We start from the raw sequence: 17073 nt of genomic DNA on the forward strand, positions 1-17073 counted from the left end.
TATTATAAATTTTTAACTATTTTTTGAAAATTTTTAATACACTAAAAGCTATTTTTTTAAGAAAACTTTTTTTAGAATGCTTTGTTAAAAACTCTACTATATCTCTATGCCCAAACATCAACGCGAAAGTAAAAGGTGTCATACCAAGACCATTGTTTTCATCAATATTTGCTCCATGTTCTACCAAAAGCTTACACATAGGTAAATATCCTTTAAAACACACCCCTGCTAATGGAGTTTGTCCTCTATCATTTTTCTCATCTACCCTAGCATTATTTTCTAGTAAAAACTTAGCACATTCATAAGCATTATGATAACTTGCAAGCATTAAAAGACTATCGCCTTTATGATTTTTTAAATTCACACTCAAACCCGCTTCTATCATAGTCTTTAAATTTTGTAAATCATTTTGTCTTGCGTAATCAAAAGCCATAGTGCAAAGCTCTTGAATTCTTTTTTCTTCTTCATTACTAAACATATTTTTCCTTTATAATCTTTAGTTTGCCACTTTTAAAGTGGCAAGTAAAAATTACATTTTCAAAGCTTTTTTAACGCCATTTGCATATTCACTTGAAATTTTTTCAAAATGACTTAATGCTCTAGCAATAATTTTTTCATCAACCCCACTCATAGAAGCTGCTATATTTTTAAATAATTGCTCTTTTTGATCTTGATTCATTATATCAAACAAGGCTCTTGGTTGGGTGTAAAAATCATTATCAAGTGGAGCATATCTTTGCGCATTACCTTCAAGTACTAAGTCAGGCTCTAGGTAATTTTTATCTTCTTTTGGACTATCATCATAACTATTTGGTTCATAATAAGCAAGGCCATTTTTGTAAGTGTCAAAATTCATAGCACCTGCTACATTATAAGTATTTACTTCACTTTTTGCACGATTAACTGGTAATAAATGATAATTTGTTCCTATGCGGTATCTGTGTGCGTCAGGATAAGAAAAAATTCTAGCTTGCAACATTTTATCAGGACTAAAACTAATACCAGGAACAATATTGCTTGGACTAAATGCAGCTTGTTCTACTTCATTAAAGTAATTTTGTACATTTTTATTAAGTACTAATTCGCCTACTTCAATTAAAGGCACAATACTATGCGGCCAAACTTTAGTTAAATCAAAAGGATTAAAACCTAATTTTTCTGCTTCATCTTCTTTTAAAACTTGAATTTGGAAAGTCCATTTTGGAAAATCTCCTTTTTCAATAGCTTCATATAAATCTCTTTGATGACTTTCTCTATCATTTGCTATTAAATTTGCTGCTTCTTCGTTGGTTAAATTTTTAATACCTTGCTTGGTTTTAAAATGAAATTTCACCCAAAATCTTTCGTTTTTATCATTAATCAAACTATAAGTGTGACTTCCAAAACCATGCATATGACGATAGCTTGCAGGAATTCCTCTATCACTCATTAAAATAGTAACTTGATGTAAGCTTTCAGGACAAAGGCTCCAAAAATCCCATGCAGCATTATTGCTTCTTAAATGATTTCTTGGATCTCTTTTTTGAGTGTGGATAAAATCAGGAAATTTATATGCATCTCTTATAAAAAATGTCGGAGTATTATTACCTACTAAATCCCAATTTCCTTCTTTAGTATAAAATTTAATAGCAAAACCTCTTACATCTCTTTCTGCATCAGCTGCACCTGCTTCGCCTGCAACGGTTGAAAATCTTATAAATAAAGGTGTATTTTCTCCAAGCTGTAAAACTTTTGCCTTGGTGTACTGAGAAATATCTTTAGTGATTTTAAGCTCCCCATAAGCACCGCTCCCTTTTGCATGAACAGTTCTTTCTGGAATTCTTTCTCTATTTTGATGGGCAAGTTTTTCTAACAAAATATAATCTTGCATTAAAAGTGGACCCTTAGCACCTGCGCTTAATGAATTTTGATTATCGGCTATGATATTTCCGAAATCATTGGTTAGTTTTTTCATCTTTTCTCCTTTTTATAAATAATAATTTTTATTATTTGATAAATTATATCCCTATATTATTAAAATAAAATTAAACAATAAAAATTATTATTTTTGAAAAAATAATCTTTTTTTAAGCATAATTATTTTTATTTTGTATTAAAATTGTTGAAAAATAAGAATAAGTGCTCTTATTTTAAATATTTTTACTACAAAATTAATAAAACAAGGAGAGTTTAATGGATAAAGAAACAAGAACTTACTATATTAAATTAGTGAAATTTCTTGCTGATGCTTTGGGAAGAAATTATGAAATAGTTTTGCATGATGTAAGTGAAGATGGTACTAATATAGCAGAAATAGCTAATAATCATATTAGCAAAAGAACTATAAATTCACCTCTAACAGGCTTTGCTATTGAAATGATTAAAAACAAAATCTATTTAGAGCGTGATTATATAACACATTATAAAACTTCAGCTAAAAGCTCACAAGTAATGTCAGGCTCTACTTTTTTTATTAAAAAAGATGAAAAACTTGAAGGTTTGCTTTGTATTAATCATGATACTTCAGCATTTAAAAAAATCTCTGATGAAATTTTAAATCTTGGAAATATTTATGATAATTCTTATGAAAGTCCTGAACAAGAAAATAAAGAATACATAAAACTTGATTTAGAAGAAATCGTTGAAGATATTACGGGGATAGATATTGAAAGTTTTAAAAATAAAAGTTTAAAACCGAAGGAAAAACAAAAAATGATAGCTAGTTTATATGAAAAAGGCGTATTTAATGTAAAAGGTGTTATTCCTAAAGTTGCGGAGCTTTTAAATATTTCAGAACCTAGTGTTTATAGACATTTACAAAAGATTAAATAATCATAATTTAAAAAAAATATAATTTTTGATACAATAACATTTTAAAATTTTATAAAAGGAAAAATATGGCTGATGATATGATGGATGAACAAGGTGAATCAAAGAAAAAAGGCGGGAATACTTTAGTAATCATTATCGTTGTATTTTTATTTGTATTTTTACTTGTTATTGTAGGAGCAATTGCTTATCTAATGTTTAGTGGCGGCTCTGAAGAAAATCCTACCCCGCAAACCGAAGAAAGCGCACAAGTTGCACAAGCTCCTAAAAAAACAAATGCAGTAGCAGCTAGAGGGAGTGATTATGCAAATATTGGCGTGATGTATCCTTTAGCACCTTTTACGCTAAATTTATTAAGTGATGGTGGATCAAGATATGTAAAATGCACCATTCAACTTGAACAAAATGTTGAAACCTTAACTCCTGAACTTGATAAAAAAGTTGCTATTATTAGAGATATTATCATTAGAACTTTAACATCAAAAACCTTTGAAGAAGTAAGCACTACAAAGGGTAAAGAAAGATTAAAAGATGAATTAACCGGTAAGATCAATGAAGTTTTAACTGATGGTTTTATCAAAAATATTTATTTTACCGACTTTGTAGTATCTTAATGATAGGCTGTGACATAGTCGTATGCTCTCGCATAGAAAAAATTTATGAAAGACATAAAACACTTTTCTTGGATAAATTTTTGTCCAAGAAAGAGCAAAGTTATATAAAAAATACCAACACTCTAGCCGGATTTTGGGCTATTAAAGAAGCTGCCTCTAAGGCTTTGGGGGTTGGAATTTCTAAAGAATGTTCTTTTTTTGACATCACCATCTCTAAAGATGACAAAAATGCTCCACACATTAGTTTTTCTCAAAAAGTCATGCAAGAATTCAAAATTAAATCAGCAAGTGTAAGCGTAGCGCATGATGGGGGTTTTGCTATAGCAGTAGTAGCTATAGAAACTAAGCAAGGTTAAAACCTTGCTTACATATAAAGCCCGCCATTGACTTTTAAAATTTCTCCTGTGATATAAGAAGAATGATCACTTAATAAAAATGCCACAGCTTGAGCTACTTCACTAGCATCTGCAAAACGCTTTAAAGGGATATTGTTAATATAATTTTGTTTAATCTCATCACTTAAAACTTCAGTCATATCACTTTTTATAAAACCTGGGGTAATGCAGTTATATCTTATATTTCTTGCTGCGCCTTCTTTAGCAAAAGATTTTGTTAGAGCTATCATACCGCCTTTACTAGCACTATAATTAGTTTGGCCTGCATTTCCCATTTCTCCAACTATAGAAGCAATATTTACAACCGCACCAAAACGCTTTTTACTCATAGTTTTTAATGCCTCTCTACAACCTAAAAAACTTGAATTTAAATTAGCATTAATCACTGAAGAAAAATCATCCATACTCATTCTAAGTGCTAATTTATCATTAGTAATACCTGCATTATTAACTAAATAACTAAGCTCACCATCACTTTCTACTATAGTTGCAATAGCGCTTGTAAATTCTTCTTCAACACTTGCATCAAATTTAATCACAGCCGCACAACCACCACTTTTTTCTATCTCTTCTTTTAGTGCATCAGCAAGTTCAGGCTTACTTCTATAATTAATCCAAACTTTTAAGCCATAACTTGCTAATTCTTTGGCTATTGCTGCACCTATACCTTTACTTGCACCTGTTATTAAAACATTTTTTCCACTAAATTTCATTGTTCTCCTTTAAATTAAAATAAAGCCTCATCCATTTCTTTTGGGATAGGTAAGTTTAAAATTTTAAGCACGCTTGGTGCTATATTACTAAGCCCCATGCCTTCTTTAAGCTTTTCTACTCCTTTAGCTTCAACAAAAGCAAAAACATCAAAGGTCGTGTGATTAGTGAGCATATTTTCTTTTTCATCCCTCATCGCTTCACAGTTTCCATGATCTGAAGTAATAATAAAAGCATAATCATACTCTCTTGCTTTAGCAATAACTCTACCTAAACACTCATCTACACATTCAACCGCACTAATCGCAGCTTCAAAATCACCCGTATGTCCTACCATATCACCATTTGCAAAATTTACTACGATAAAATCCATACCACTTTCTATACCCTTAAGCACCTCATCTGTGACTTCTTTAGCACTCATTTGAGGTTTTTCATCGTATGTTTTTATTTTAGGACTTGGAATTAAAATTCTTGTTTCATTACATTCTAATTCTTCTTTTCCCCCATTAAAGAAAAAGGTTACATGAGCATATTTTTCTGTTTCAGCTGTGTGAAGTTGGCTTAAATTTGCATTAGCTATCACAGAAGCTAAAGTATTATTTAACTCTTCTTTTTCAAACATCACAGGTAGTTTAAAACTCTCATCATACAAACTCATAGTAATGGCATTTTTTATAAGCACTTCTTTTGGAAATTCATTAAAACTTTCTTGGGTTAAAGAAGCGACTAATTGACGCATTCTATCATTTCTAAAATTGATAAAAATCACACCATCTTCAGCCTTAATTCCATCAAAGTTTTGACTAATAACTGGGGTTAAAAACTCATCTGTGATATTTTCATCATAGTTTTTTTGTATAAATTGCATAAAATCATCACACTTTGGTGCCTTAGCAAATAAAGCATCATAATAAGACTTAACCCTATCATAGCGCTTATCTCTATCCATAGCATAAAATCTTCCCGATAAAGAAGCAAAATTAACCCCTTCTTTTTCGCAAAATTCCTGTAAAGATTTTATAAATTCTAAACCTGAATTTGGAGGACAATCCCTACCATCACTAATTGCATGCGCAAAAACTTCTTTATTTTCTTGCCTACAAATTTTTAAAAGTGCATTAAAATGTGTATGCATAGAATGCACCCCGCCATCACTATAAAGCCCTATAATATGCACTCTTTTGCATTTTTGCAACAATTCTTTTAAAGCCTTATTGTCTTTTAAAGTGTCATTTTCTATGGCTTTATTTATCTTGACTAAATTTTGATAGATTATGCGTCCACTACCTATACACATATGCCCTACTTCGCTATTACCCATTTGACCTTCAGGTAAGCCAACCGCCAAGCCACTTGTTTTTATCAAAACATTAGGGGTATTTTCAAAAAGCTTATCATAAGTTGGCTTTTTAGCATGAAAAAAAGCATTATAGTTTGAATTTGTATTATGTCCTATACCATCTGTGATTATCAAAATACATTTTTGACTCATTTTTTACTCTTTTTTATAATTTATTTATGTGATTTTACTAAAATTATGCTTTTAAAAAACAAATATAAGGTTAAAATTTTGCTTTATCTTACAGAATATACAAATTATATGTTTTTTTCTTATATTAGCGTGCGTGCTGGTTTTGCATTTTTTATTGCTTTATTTTTGAGTTTGTATTTAATGCCAAAATTTATCAAATGGGCTCAAAATAAAAAAGCAAATCAACCTATTTATGAATACGCTCCACAATCACACCAAGCTAAATCTCATACCCCTACTATGGGTGGGCTTGTTTTTATCTTTGCTACTATCATAGCAAGTGTTTTAAGCGCTGATTTAAATAATAGTTTTATAATCGTTGGATTATTATGTTTAGTATTATTTTGTACTATAGGCTTAGTTGATGATTTGGGGAAAATTTTAAAAAAAGACAATCACGCAGGATTAAGCCCAAAAATGAAACTACTAGGGCAATTTAGCGCTGCTTTTATCTGTGTTGGATTATTGTATTTATTTGATATAAATACTGAATTTTATTTACCTTTTTACAAACATGCTATTTTTGATGGCGGTATGTTTATGTTGTTTTTATGGATTTTAGTTATTGTATCAAGCTCTAATGCTGTAAATTTAACCGATGGGCTTGATGGTCTTGCAACCGTGCCTTCTATATTTTCTCTTTTAAGTCTTGGTGCTTTTTTGTATTTAAGTGGAAATGCTATTTATAGTTCTTATTTATTCTTACCTAAAATTCAAGGTCTAGGAGAACTTGTGGTAATAAGTGCGGCTTTAGTTGGTGCGCTTATGGGATTTTTGTGGTATAACTGCTATCCTGCACAAGTTTTTATGGGAGATAGTGGGAGTTTAAGCATAGGGGCGTTTTTAGGCTATCTTGGTATAGTAAGTAAAAATGAAATTTTGCTTTTGCTTATAGGTTTTGTATTTGTTTTAGAAACTATTTCAGTGATTTTACAAATAGGAAGTTTTAAAATCTTTAATAAAAGAGTATTTAAAATGGCACCTATTCATCATCATTTTGAAAAAATAGGTTGGGTGGAAAATAAAATCATCGTGCGTTTTTGGATGATAGCCTTACTTGCAAATATCATTGCATTAATTAGTATAAAGTTAAGATAATGAAAATTTCACTTTTTGGATACGGAAAAACAACTAAAGCTTTTGCGCAGCGTTTTGGAAATTGCGATATTTATGATGATCATTTTGCAAGTATAAGTAAAGATGAATTTAACAATACACTTTTACCGCCTTGTGAATTTGATCCTTTAAAAAGTGACTTAGAAATTCCAAGTCCTGGCTTTCCAAATGATCATTTTCTCATACAGCAAGCAAAAAATTTAAGCAGTGAGTATGATTTTTTTTATGATGGCATGCCAAAAAGTGTTTGGATAAGCGGAACAAATGGCAAAACCACCACCACCCAAATGACACATCATCTTTTAAAACATATCAATGCACAAATGGGAGCAAACATAGGAACTCCTTTAGCACAAATGGATATTAGTGCTAAATTATGGATTTTGGAAAGTTCATCTTTTTCGCTTTTTTACACCAAAGTAGCTAAACCTGAAATTTATGCACTTTTACCTATCACACCTGATCATCTTTCTTGGCATAAAAGCTTTGAAAACTACGAGCAAGCAAAGCTTAGCGTGCTTGAAAGAATGAATGAAAATGATGTGGTAATTTTACCTAAAAAGTATGAGGCTTATCCAACCCATGCTTATGTTATAAGCTATGAAGATGAGCAAGATTTAGCTAAAAAAATGCAAATTGATTTAGAAAAAATTCATTTTAAAACCCCTTTTTTGCTTGATGCTCTTATTGCCTTAAGTATAGAAAAAATCATACTAGATCGTTGCTCTTATGAGCTTTTAAATGAGTTTAAAATAGAAAAAAATAAACTTGAAGAAATATTTGATCATAAAAATAGACTTTGGGTAAATGATACTAAAGCGACTAATCTTGATGCTAGTTTAGCTGCTCTTAAACGCTATAAGGATAAAAAAATTCATCTTATCATAGGTGGGGATGATAAGGGAGTGAATTTAAGTGCTTTATTTGCTTTTATGAAAGAGCTTGATATAGAGCTTTATGCCATAGGAAAAAGCACCAATAAAATACTTGATTATGCTAAAAATGCTAATTTAAAAGCACATTTTTGTGAGTTTTTACCTAAAGCGGTAGAAAAAATCAATCAAAACTTAACTAATGATGAAGTAGCCCTACTAAGCCCTGCTTGTGCAAGCTTAGATCAGTTTAAGTCTTATGAAGAAAGAGGAGAGCTTTTTAAAAAATGTATTCAAGAATTAAGCTAAATCTTTTTGAATGCAAAATTTTAAAAACTCACATAAATTTATAAATTTATTGCTTGGTTCTTTATTTTTATGATAAATCAAGCAAAGCTCTCTTGAAATTTTAAAATTTTTTAATCTTACTTCAAATAAACTTTTAGCTTCGAGCTCTTCTTTAACACTAAATTTAGGTAAAACTGCTAAAAATTTACCTTTTTTAGTCAACTCTTTTATCATAGCAGTTGAGTTTAACTCATAAACCAAATTAAGCTTTACATCTTTAGGCAAAGCATTTAAAAACACTTCTTTTGCACCTGAACCTTGCTCACGACTTAGCCATTTAAAATCCTTTAATTCATCTATGAAAAATTCTTTTTTGAAGTCATTTTTACTCACCACAATAAGCTCATCATCACAAATTTTAATCTTTTTTATATCCTTATCTTTGCAAATCCCTTCAATCAAACCTATATCGATTTCTTTATCTAAAATATCTTTGATAATATTTTGACTATTATCCAAAGACAAATTTAATTTGATATTTTCTGCCTTTTGATCCAAAAAAGTTCCTAGTAAATAAGTACCTACATTTTGACTAACTTTCATACTTATTTCATAGCTTTGATCATCTTGCATTGCTTTTTCTATGCGTTCAAATTCTAAAATCAAAGGAGTGATTTGTTTTAAAAACACTTTTCCTTTTTCATTTAAACTTAAAAATTTAGCATTTCTATCAAAAAGCTTGGTGTTTAAACTTTTTTCAAGTTCAAATATAGCTAAAGACAAAGCAGATTGAGTTATATTTAATTCTTTAGCACAAGCTCTTAAATTTAAATTTCTACACAAGGCTTGAAAATATTTTATTTGTTTAAAAGTCATAAGCACTCTTTTGATAAATATTTTTAATCATTATATCAAATAAAATTAATTTTACTTATCACAAAAAAATCATTAAGATTACAAAAAACAAAAAAAGGAAAAATTCATGCATAAAAATATATATAAACATAGAAAATTTGAAGCTTTTTTACTGCTTTTTACTCTTGCTTTTTGTGCTTTTGCTATTTCTGAGCTTAATTTTTTTAAAAATCTTGGAATTTCAGCTTTAATCATAGCCGTGATTTTAGGAGCTTTAATAGGAAATTTAGCTCATCAAAATGCAAATTTACTCAAAAAATCAGGAGTTTTAGGCATAGCAACAAAAGAAATTTTAAGACTTGGAATTATACTTTATGGTTTTAGAATTACTTTTAATGATTTAGAAAAAGTTGGATTAAATGGGATTTTGCTAGCATTTTTAGTGGTATTTTCTACCTTTTTTATAGGGCTTTTGTTAGGAAAATTATTCAAACTTAATCTTAAAGAAAGCATACTTATAAGTAGTGGCTCAAGCATTTGTGGAGCAGCTGCTGTGATGGCTAGTGAAAGCATTGTTAAAGGTGGCTCTGCTAAAGTTGGCGTAGCAGTTTGCACTGTGGTTGTGTTTGGAACTTTAGGGATGTTTTTATATCCTTTGGCTTGGAATTTAGGTTGGTTTGATTTTTTTAATTTAAAGCAAATGGGGTATTTCATGGGAGCAAGCTTACATGAAGTTGCACATGCTGTTGCAGCAGGTGAAGCTGTAAAAGCAGGAGATGGTGCTGTCATAGAAAAAATGATGCGTGTTTTAATGCTAGTGCCTTTTTTGATTTTCTTAAGTCTTTTTTCATTGAAATTTCTAAGTAAAAATAATGAAAAAATCTCCATTAAAGCAAATATTCCTTATTTTGCTTTGTGGTTTTTATTTGCATGCGGTATTAGCTCACTTGAAATATTAAATACAGATTTTGCGCTTAACTATATAAAACCAAGCATACAAACTATAGACACACTTTTGCTTTCTATGGCTATGGTAGCTTTAGGAGTAAATATCCATAAAAATGTTTTAAAAAATGCAGGTTTTAAACCATTTTTAATGGCATTTTTTCTTTTTATATGGTTAATCTTTATATCAATTAGTTTTATTTTATTATTAAATTTATAAATACATGAAAATTCTTCATGTATTTATTTTATAATTTTTAATCAAAATAGATTAATGTTAGCGAATTAACAATAAAGGTTTTTTAGCCTTAGTTAAAATATCATTTGTCAAACTACCAAATAAAATACTTTTTACCCAGTGATGTGAGTAAGCCCCCATAATCAATAAATCTATATCATTTTGCTCACCAAAATCAAATAAAGCTTGAGTAATCTCTCCACTTAAATGCTGTGTTTGCACATTTAAATTTGCTTCTTTAAAAATTTGACCTACTTGAGCTAATAACTCACAAGAAGCTTTTTCATCTTTAGAAACATTTACTACATAACGCTTTGCTTCTTTAAAAATAGGTCTTTTAATGGCTTGCTCTATGGCCTTTTTAGCCAAATTACTCCCATCATAAGCCATCATCACGCTTTTAATCTCTTTAAAAGCAGAATTTACAAGCAAAATAGGCACATTTAAAGCTCTTACTAATTCTTCTGTATGAATACCTATTTTATTTTTCTTACCTCCGCCTTTTAAACCTGCTATGGCTAATCTTATTTGATCATTATATTCTTTTAAAACTTCTTCTAAATCTCCATCTCTTTGCACACTAAAGCATTCTTTTACGCCTTGTTCTTTTGCGTAAGCACAAAATTCTTCTAAAATTCTTTGCCCTTTTTTACAAAGATTTTCATTTTTTTGGCTTTGCTCTTCTACTAAATCTTCAATCACACACCCACTAGCACCTATGCCAAAACTACAAGCTAATTCAGCATTAGTAAAATTTGGTTCTATGGTATATAAAAACATTAAAGGTAAATCTAGCTTTTTAGCTAAATACACCCCATAATGCAAACTTTCCCTACAAGGCTCTAAAACATCTACACAAACTAGAATTTTTTCCATTTAATATCCTTTTGTAGTATCAATCTTGCGCTTTTTGCGCTATTAAAACACCTTCTATGATTTTTTTAATATCCCCATCTAAGATATTATCAACCTGTGAAAAAGCTTCATTTGAGCGTGTATCTTTGACCTGTTGATAAGGAAAAAGCACATAAGAGCGGATTTGATGACCCCAGCCTATCTCACTTTTTTCGCTTGAATTTGCTTCATCTTGTTGTTTCATAAGCTCGAGCTCATAAAGGCGTGATTTTAACATTTTAAAGGCTGTGGCTTTGTTTTTGTGTTGGCTTCTATCGTTTTGACATTGCACCACTATACCACTTGGCATATGAGTTATACGCACTGCTGATTCAGTTTTATTAACATGCTGTCCACCTGCCCCACTTGCTCTATAATAATCAATCCTTATATCTTTTTCTTCAATTTCTATTTCTATATCATCATCAAGTTCAGGTGAAACCATCACACTAGAAAAACTCGTATGGCGACGCCCTGCACTATCAAAAGGAGAAGTTCTTACTAAACGATGAATGCCATTTTCAGCTTTTAAATACCCATAAGCATTTTCACCTTTTACTAAAAAGCTAACATCTTTAAGCCCTGCTTCTTCGCCTTCTTGAAAGTCGAGCGTTTCTACTTTAAAACCTTCTCTTTCACAAAATCTCAAATACATCCTATAAAGCATGCTAGCCCAGTCATTACTCTCCGTTCCACCCGCTCCTGGGTGAATGGAAACTATAGCATTTTTACCATCATTTTCCCCACTTAAAAGCATAGAAATTTCAAGATTTACAATAAGATCTTCTAGCTTGTTTGCATCTTCAAATAAAGCTTCTATAGTATCTAAGTCATTTTCACTATTAGCAAGATCAAAAAGCTCGCTTGCATCATTTAAAGCATTATTTGCATTTTCATAATTTTTAAGTAAATTTGAAATTTTAGTTTTTTCTTTACCTATAATGCCTGCTTGTTTTACATCACTCCAAAAAGAAGGGGAATTTTCTAAATTTTCTATTTCTTTTAATCTTGCTTTTATCTCTTCAGGCTTAATAATAGAAGCGATATTTCCAACTTTGTTTTTTAATTTTTTTAAAAGTTCGCTGTATTCGTAATTATCCATAAAAATTTTCTTTCTAATTTTGATATAATTTAATCTTATAATTTTAGCAAAAAAATAAAACATTTAAAGTGAGAAATATGCCAAAACTTTTTTTAATGTCTTTAGGTTGTAATAAAAATTTAGTCGATAGTGAAATCATGCTTGGAAGATTAAGTGATTATGAAATTTGTGATGAGCCAAGCATAGCTGATGTTTTGATTATAAATACCTGTGGTTTTATAGATAGCGCTAAAAAAGAAAGCATAAATGCGATTTTAGACTTACACGAGCAAAGAAAAAAGGACTCGTTGCTGGTTGTAACAGGATGTTTAATGCAGCGCTACCGCGAGGAATTAATGAAAGAACTACCTGAAGTTGATCTTTTTACCGGTGTGGGAGATTATGAAAAGATTGATGAAATGATACTTAAAAAAACTAATCTTTTTTCAAATTCTACTTACTTGCAAGATAAAAATACCAATCGTGTGATCACAGGATCAAATTATCACGCTTTTATTAAAATAGCTGAAGGGTGCAATCAAAAATGTTCATTTTGCGCTATACCAAGTTTTAAAGGCAAACTTAAATCAAGAAGCTTAGAAAGTATTATAAATGAAGTAAAAGAACTTGTTAAAAAAGGCTATAAAGACTTTTCTTTTATCGCTCAAGATACAAGTTCGTATTTATTTGATCAAGGTCAAAAAGATGGACTTTTAAAGCTTATTGAAGCTATAGAAAATATCCAAGGTATAAAAGCTGCTAGAATTTTATATCTATATCCAACAAGCATTAGTAAAGAAGTGATAGAAAAAATCATTCAATCAAAAGTTTTTGTAAATTATTTTGATATGCCTTTACAACACATCAGTGATAATATGCTTAAAATCATGAAACGCGGGGCTAATAAAGCAAAACTAATCGAACTTTTAAATTTAATGAAACAAGCTCCAAATTCATTTTTACGCACAGGTTTTATAGTAGGACACCCTGGAGAGAGTGATGAGGATTTTGAAGAATTATGCGCTTTTATAAAAGAATTTGGTTTTGATAGAATTAGTGTTTTTGCTTATTCTAAAGAAGAAGATACCGCAGCTTTTGAAATGGAACAAATTCCTAATAAAATCATCAATGCAAGATTAAAAGTGATAGAAAAAATTGTTGATGATTGCATAGAAAAAAGCTTTAATCAACAAATTGGTAAAAAAACCTTAGCATTTTGTGAAGGTCAAAGCTCTGAAGGAGAATTTTTCATCGGTGCAAAAGATTTGCGTTGGGATAGAAATATTGATGGAGAAATTCTCATCAATGAAAGTGATTGTGGAAATTTAGAAATGGGCGAGCTTTATGAGTGTGAAATCACGCAGAGCTTAGATAAAAAACTCATTGCAAAAGCCTTAAGAAAGTTTGATGATTGATAGCAAATATTTAAATCATTTAAAGCAAGGGAAAAATCTTTTAGCATTTTCTCATGGGAGTGATTCTAGTGCTTTATTTTTCATGCTTTTAGAAAAAAATATAGATTTTGACCTTGCTTTTATAAACTACAAAACTCGTAAAAATAGTGATAAAGAAGAACAAAGTGCCAAAGAATTAGCCAAGCATTTTCATAAAAAAATTTACATCAAAACTGCACCCAAGATAACAAAAAATTTCGAAGCTTGCGCAAGAGCTTTGCGTTATGAGTTTTTTGAAGAACTTTGCAAAAATCACTCTTATGATAATCTTTTACTAGCTCATCATTTAAATGATAAACTAGAATGGTTTTTAATGCAATTTTCCAAAGGCGCAGGACTTAGAGAATTGCTTGGCTTTAAAGATATTGAAAAAAGAAAATATTTTACTATCATAAGACCCTTGCTTGAAATTCCAAAAGAAGAAATTTCAAACTACCTAAAAGACAACAATATCGCTTATTTTCATGATGAGAGTAATGATGATGAAAAATATTTTAGAAATTTCATACGCAAAAATTTTGCCAATGAGTTTTTAAAGCTTTATCCAAATGGAGTAAAAAAGAGCTTTAAATACCTAGAAAAAGACTTAAAAGAAGAAAATATTTGTGAATTTAAAAATATTTACATTACTCATAAAGATGAAAGTTTAATCGCAAAATGCTTTAAAAAACTTGGAATACTTTTAAGTGCTAAACAAAGACAAGAAACTTTAAAAGGCGATGGAGTAATTTCGCATAAAATAGGCATTGTTTACATACAAGAAAAAGTTTTGATTTTTCCTTTTGTAAGTTGTGAGAAAATGCCAAAAGAATTTAAAGAAATTTATAGAAAAGCAAAAATCCCTAAACTCTTAAGAGCATATTTATACACAAAAAATATTGATGTAAAAGAACTTATGCAAGCTCTTTTATGATTTCTTCAAAAAGTTCTTTTACTCTTGTTTCTAAAAAGTCTTTAAATTCAGCACTTGTAGCTTCAGCACGCATGATAAGATATGGACTTGTATTAGAAGCACGCAAAAGCGCCCAGCCTTCTTTAAAGGTAATTCTAACTCCGTCAATTTCATTACAATCAAGCACATTTTCAAAAGCATTTGCTTTTACTTTTTCTTTAAATTTTTCTATGATTTGAAATTTATTTTCTTCACTAACCTTAAGCTTAATCTCTTCACTTGCATAAAGTTTTGGTAATTCTTTAACTAATTTTTCTATATCAAAACCATTTACTAAAAGCTCTAAAGTTCTTAAAAATGCATAAATTCCATCATCATAACCAAAATATCTATCTTTAAAGAAAATATGCCCACTAAGCTCTGCTGCTATGTCGATATTTTGTTCTTTCATCATTTTTTTAATATTAGAATGTCCAGTCTTACCCATCATGATAAAACCAAATTTAGCTACCTCATCAAAAAGGTTTTTAGAGCATTTTACTTCACCTAAAACTCTAGGATTTTTTATATTTTTAGCAAATAAATAGCAAAGCTCATCGCCCTTAAATACATAATCTTTACTTGTAACCACCAAGCGATCTCCATCTCCGTCAAAAGCAAAGCCCATTTTTGCATTTTCATTTTCTTTTAGCGCAACTTGCAATGCGTGTAAATTTTCAAGCTCTGTTGGATCGGGCGCGTGATTTGGGAAATTTCCATCAGGATTTTCAAATAAAATTTGTGCATTAAGATTTAATTTTTCCACCAAAGGCTTTATAATCACTCCAGTAGCTCCATTTGCACAATCAATAATGATTTTTTCTTTATAGCCCTTAAGATGTGAAAAATGTTTAGCTAAAAAGTCTATGTATAAGCTTTTAATATCATAATTTTCATATCTTAAATCATCATTGATTTCAAATTCTAAATACTCTTGCACTTTTAAAGAAAGCTTTTTCAAATCAGCACCAAAAAAACTTTCTTTATTAATCGTTATTTTAAAGCCATTGTATTCTTTTGGATTATGCGAACCTGTTATCATGATATTTGCATCAAAAATATCATCAAAAAACAAGCTAAAATACCCCATAGGAGTTGGTGCTAAGCCTATATTGAAAACTTGCATATTAGCTTTATTTAAACCGCTGATTAAATAGTTAAAAAGTTCATTTGCACTATATCTTGCATCGTAGCCTACGCTTACTTTCTCACAACCCCTTGTTTTCATTTCTAAACCCAAAGCATAGCCTATAGCTTTTACACTTTTTTCATTTAACTCACTTGGGTAAAGCCCTCTTATATCATACTCTCTAAAAATCAAATCTAACATTTTAATCCTTTTGTCTTCTAAGTTCTAATTTTGCTTGTTTTAAACTTTCTTCTATGTTTTCATTTTTGCTTGATAAACAAAGTTTAATTTCTAACTTTACATTTTGTTCTTTAAATTCAAAACAATATTTTTGCATAAAATTTTCAAGCATTTGAAGCTTGCTTTGCACAAAGGCTATATTTTCATTTTCAAATACAATAATAAAATAATCCTTATCATCTTTAAAAACCCTAGCATGTAAAGCTTTTTTTAAAATCCTAGCAAATTCATGCATTATAAACTCGCCCATTTTTGAGTCTTTTTGATGATAAATTTCATTGATATTTTTTACTTCAATCAAGGCTAAATGAAAATTTTCAAGTCCTTGGGCATATCTTCTTAAGGCCTTTAAATTTGGCAAATTGGTTAAAGTGTCAAAAAAGGCTATTTTATAAGCTTTATACACTAAAAATCCTATCAACACCAAAGAAGCAAATTCATAATAACCCAAATCAACACTATTGTAAAATAAAAATTGCACGCTCAAGCCCATATAAGCTAGCAAAAAATGAAAATCATTATTTTTAAAATATGAAAATAATAAAAATATCATTCCTACCCAAAATACACAAAAGCTTAACTCACTAATAGGCTTAAAAAATTGCGTTGAAAGGCCGAAAATTTCACTTGTAATGCTTGCATTAAAATTAGTACTTGTGCTAAGTATTAACGCTACAAAACCCATAAAGGCTAAATACGCAAATTTAATAAAATTAATTCTTTCAAAAACAAGCTTACTATCTTGCAAAAACACAAAAAGCACAAAAGAAAAAGGTAAAAATACCGAGATAAACAAATGCGCTTGATATTCACTTGCCACTAAAGATAAAGCCCTAGCACATAAAATCAACAAAAGCAAGAAAAAAATCTTATTTTGCTTAAAAAAATAAGCTAAAAATAAAGCTAAAAATTCCAAAACAAAACTAAAAGAAGGTAAAAAAGATAATAAAACTAAACTCAATCAAATA

The 17073-nt window shown here is 29.8% G+C and carries 17 protein-coding genes; 8 read left to right on the forward strand and 9 right to left on the reverse strand.

The window, feature by feature from the left end; genetic code table 11:
- Positions 1-16: 16 nt before the first annotated feature.
- Both L8X27_RS02575 and L8X27_RS02580 read right to left on the reverse strand, forming a co-directional pair.
- On the reverse strand, positions 17-478 hold the full coding sequence (locus L8X27_RS02575) for an ankyrin repeat domain-containing protein (protein ID WP_263660699.1): 462 nt from the start codon (positions 476-478) through the stop codon (positions 17-19).
- Between the two features lie 51 nt (positions 479-529).
- On the reverse strand, positions 530-1954 hold the full coding sequence (locus L8X27_RS02580) for a catalase (protein ID WP_263671064.1): 1425 nt from the start codon (positions 1952-1954) through the stop codon (positions 530-532).
- A 218-nt stretch (positions 1955-2172) separates the two neighbouring features.
- Here L8X27_RS02580 and L8X27_RS02585 point away from each other — a divergent pair, with 218 nt between their 5' ends.
- From L8X27_RS02585 to acpS, 3 genes are all read left to right on the forward strand, one after another.
- Positions 2173-2811, forward strand: coding sequence for a transcriptional regulator (locus L8X27_RS02585; RefSeq protein ID WP_220566805.1), 639 nt, complete (start codon positions 2173-2175; stop codon positions 2809-2811).
- A 65-nt stretch (positions 2812-2876) separates the two neighbouring features.
- Positions 2877-3422, forward strand: a complete 546-nt coding sequence (gene fliL / locus L8X27_RS02590) for a flagellar basal body-associated protein FliL (protein WP_133319594.1) — start codon at positions 2877-2879, stop codon at positions 3420-3422.
- On the forward strand, positions 3422-3778 hold the full coding sequence (acpS, locus tag L8X27_RS02595; protein ID WP_263661129.1) for a holo-ACP synthase: 357 nt from the start codon (positions 3422-3424) through the stop codon (positions 3776-3778). The genes fliL and acpS overlap by 1 nt, the downstream gene beginning before the upstream one ends.
- An 8-nt stretch (positions 3779-3786) precedes the next feature.
- Here the strand turns inward: acpS and fabG are convergent, their stop codons facing one another.
- Positions 3787-4530: a 3-oxoacyl-ACP reductase FabG gene (gene fabG, locus L8X27_RS02600; RefSeq protein ID WP_220566803.1), complete on the reverse strand. Its 744-nt coding sequence runs from the start codon at positions 4528-4530 to the stop codon at positions 3787-3789.
- Positions 4531-4544: 14 nt separating this feature from the next.
- A complete protein-coding gene (gene gpmI, locus L8X27_RS02605) occupies positions 4545-6023 on the reverse strand; it encodes a 2,3-bisphosphoglycerate-independent phosphoglycerate mutase (RefSeq protein ID WP_263671065.1) in 1479 nt (492 codons plus the stop codon).
- Positions 6024-6101: 78 nt separating this feature from the next.
- Here gpmI and mraY point away from each other — a divergent pair, with 78 nt between their 5' ends.
- Entirely contained in the window at positions 6102-7160 is a 1059-nt protein-coding gene (gene mraY, locus L8X27_RS02610) for a phospho-N-acetylmuramoyl-pentapeptide-transferase (protein ID WP_263671066.1), read from the forward strand.
- Positions 7160-8359, forward strand: a complete 1200-nt coding sequence (gene murD, locus L8X27_RS02615; protein WP_263671067.1) for a UDP-N-acetylmuramoyl-L-alanine--D-glutamate ligase — start codon at positions 7160-7162, stop codon at positions 8357-8359. The genes mraY and murD overlap by 1 nt, the downstream gene beginning before the upstream one ends.
- On the opposite strand, the gene L8X27_RS02620 is transcribed toward murD, so the two are convergent.
- Positions 8351-9214, reverse strand: coding sequence for a LysR family transcriptional regulator (locus L8X27_RS02620; protein WP_133319600.1), 864 nt, complete (start codon positions 9212-9214; stop codon positions 8351-8353). The genes murD and L8X27_RS02620 overlap by 9 nt on opposite strands.
- Before the next feature lie 106 nt (positions 9215-9320).
- Here L8X27_RS02620 and L8X27_RS02625 point away from each other — a divergent pair, with 106 nt between their 5' ends.
- Complete coding sequence (locus L8X27_RS02625) at positions 9321-10358, forward strand: YeiH family protein (RefSeq protein WP_263671068.1); 1038 nt, start codon at positions 9321-9323, stop codon at positions 10356-10358.
- 57 nt (positions 10359-10415) lie between these two features.
- Here the strand turns inward: L8X27_RS02625 and L8X27_RS02630 are convergent, their stop codons facing one another.
- On the reverse strand, positions 10416-11252 hold the full coding sequence (locus L8X27_RS02630) for a universal stress protein (RefSeq protein ID WP_263659431.1): 837 nt from the start codon (positions 11250-11252) through the stop codon (positions 10416-10418).
- Positions 11253-11271: 19 nt separating this feature from the next.
- On the reverse strand, positions 11272-12372 hold the full coding sequence (gene prfB / locus L8X27_RS02635; protein ID WP_039642502.1) for a peptide chain release factor 2: 1101 nt from the start codon (positions 12370-12372) through the stop codon (positions 11272-11274).
- Positions 12373-12449: 77 nt separating this feature from the next.
- On the opposite strand from prfB, the gene rimO reads away from it, so the two are divergent.
- Entirely contained in the window at positions 12450-13766 is a 1317-nt protein-coding gene (gene rimO / locus L8X27_RS02640; protein WP_263671070.1) for a 30S ribosomal protein S12 methylthiotransferase RimO, read from the forward strand.
- Positions 13756-14718, forward strand: coding sequence for a tRNA lysidine(34) synthetase TilS (tilS, locus tag L8X27_RS02645; protein ID WP_263671071.1), 963 nt, complete (start codon positions 13756-13758; stop codon positions 14716-14718). The genes rimO and tilS overlap by 11 nt, the downstream gene beginning before the upstream one ends.
- Here tilS and L8X27_RS02650 read toward each other — a convergent pair.
- The gene (locus tag L8X27_RS02650; protein ID WP_263671072.1) at positions 14699-16066 is read right to left on the reverse strand and encodes a phosphomannomutase/phosphoglucomutase; all 1368 of its coding nucleotides are present in this window, start codon (positions 16064-16066) and stop codon (positions 14699-14701) included. The genes tilS and L8X27_RS02650 overlap by 20 nt on opposite strands.
- 1 nt (position 16067) lies before the next feature.
- Positions 16068-17066: a hypothetical protein gene (locus tag L8X27_RS02655; protein WP_133319607.1), complete on the reverse strand. Its 999-nt coding sequence runs from the start codon at positions 17064-17066 to the stop codon at positions 16068-16070.
- Positions 17067-17073: the final 7 nt, after the last annotated feature.

Source organism: Campylobacter sp. CNRCH_2015_1657 (genome assembly GCF_025772685.1).
Taxonomy (GTDB): domain Bacteria; phylum Campylobacterota; class Campylobacteria; order Campylobacterales; family Campylobacteraceae; genus Campylobacter_D; species Campylobacter_D lari_D.

Excerpts from the sequence above, each read along its gene's own strand:
- L8X27_RS02575 (WP_263660699.1), bottom strand. The coding sequence starts at position 478 with ATGTTTAGTAATGAAGAAGAAAAAAGAATTCAAGAGCTTTGCACTATG.
- L8X27_RS02580 (WP_263671064.1), bottom strand. The coding sequence starts at position 1,954 with ATGAAAAAACTAACCAATGATTTCGGAAATATCATAGCCGATAATCAA.
- L8X27_RS02585 (WP_220566805.1), top strand. The coding sequence starts at position 2,173 with ATGGATAAAGAAACAAGAACTTACTATATTAAATTAGTGAAATTTCTT.
- fliL (WP_133319594.1), top strand. The coding sequence starts at position 2,877 with ATGGCTGATGATATGATGGATGAACAAGGTGAATCAAAGAAAAAAGGC.
- acpS (WP_263661129.1), top strand. The coding sequence starts at position 3,422 with ATGATAGGCTGTGACATAGTCGTATGCTCTCGCATAGAAAAAATTTAT.
- fabG (WP_220566803.1), bottom strand. The coding sequence starts at position 4,530 with ATGAAATTTAGTGGAAAAAATGTTTTAATAACAGGTGCAAGTAAAGGT.
- gpmI (WP_263671065.1), bottom strand. The coding sequence starts at position 6,023 with ATGAGTCAAAAATGTATTTTGATAATCACAGATGGTATAGGACATAAT.
- murD (WP_263671067.1), top strand. The coding sequence starts at position 7,160 with ATGAAAATTTCACTTTTTGGATACGGAAAAACAACTAAAGCTTTTGCG.
- L8X27_RS02620 (WP_133319600.1), bottom strand. The coding sequence starts at position 9,214 with ATGACTTTTAAACAAATAAAATATTTTCAAGCCTTGTGTAGAAATTTA.
- L8X27_RS02625 (WP_263671068.1), top strand. The coding sequence starts at position 9,321 with ATGCATAAAAATATATATAAACATAGAAAATTTGAAGCTTTTTTACTG.
- L8X27_RS02630 (WP_263659431.1), bottom strand. The coding sequence starts at position 11,252 with ATGGAAAAAATTCTAGTTTGTGTAGATGTTTTAGAGCCTTGTAGGGAA.
- prfB (WP_039642502.1), bottom strand. The coding sequence starts at position 12,372 with ATGGATAATTACGAATACAGCGAACTTTTAAAAAAATTAAAAAACAAA.
- rimO (WP_263671070.1), top strand. The coding sequence starts at position 12,450 with ATGCCAAAACTTTTTTTAATGTCTTTAGGTTGTAATAAAAATTTAGTC.
- L8X27_RS02650 (WP_263671072.1), bottom strand. The coding sequence starts at position 16,066 with ATGTTAGATTTGATTTTTAGAGAGTATGATATAAGAGGGCTTTACCCA.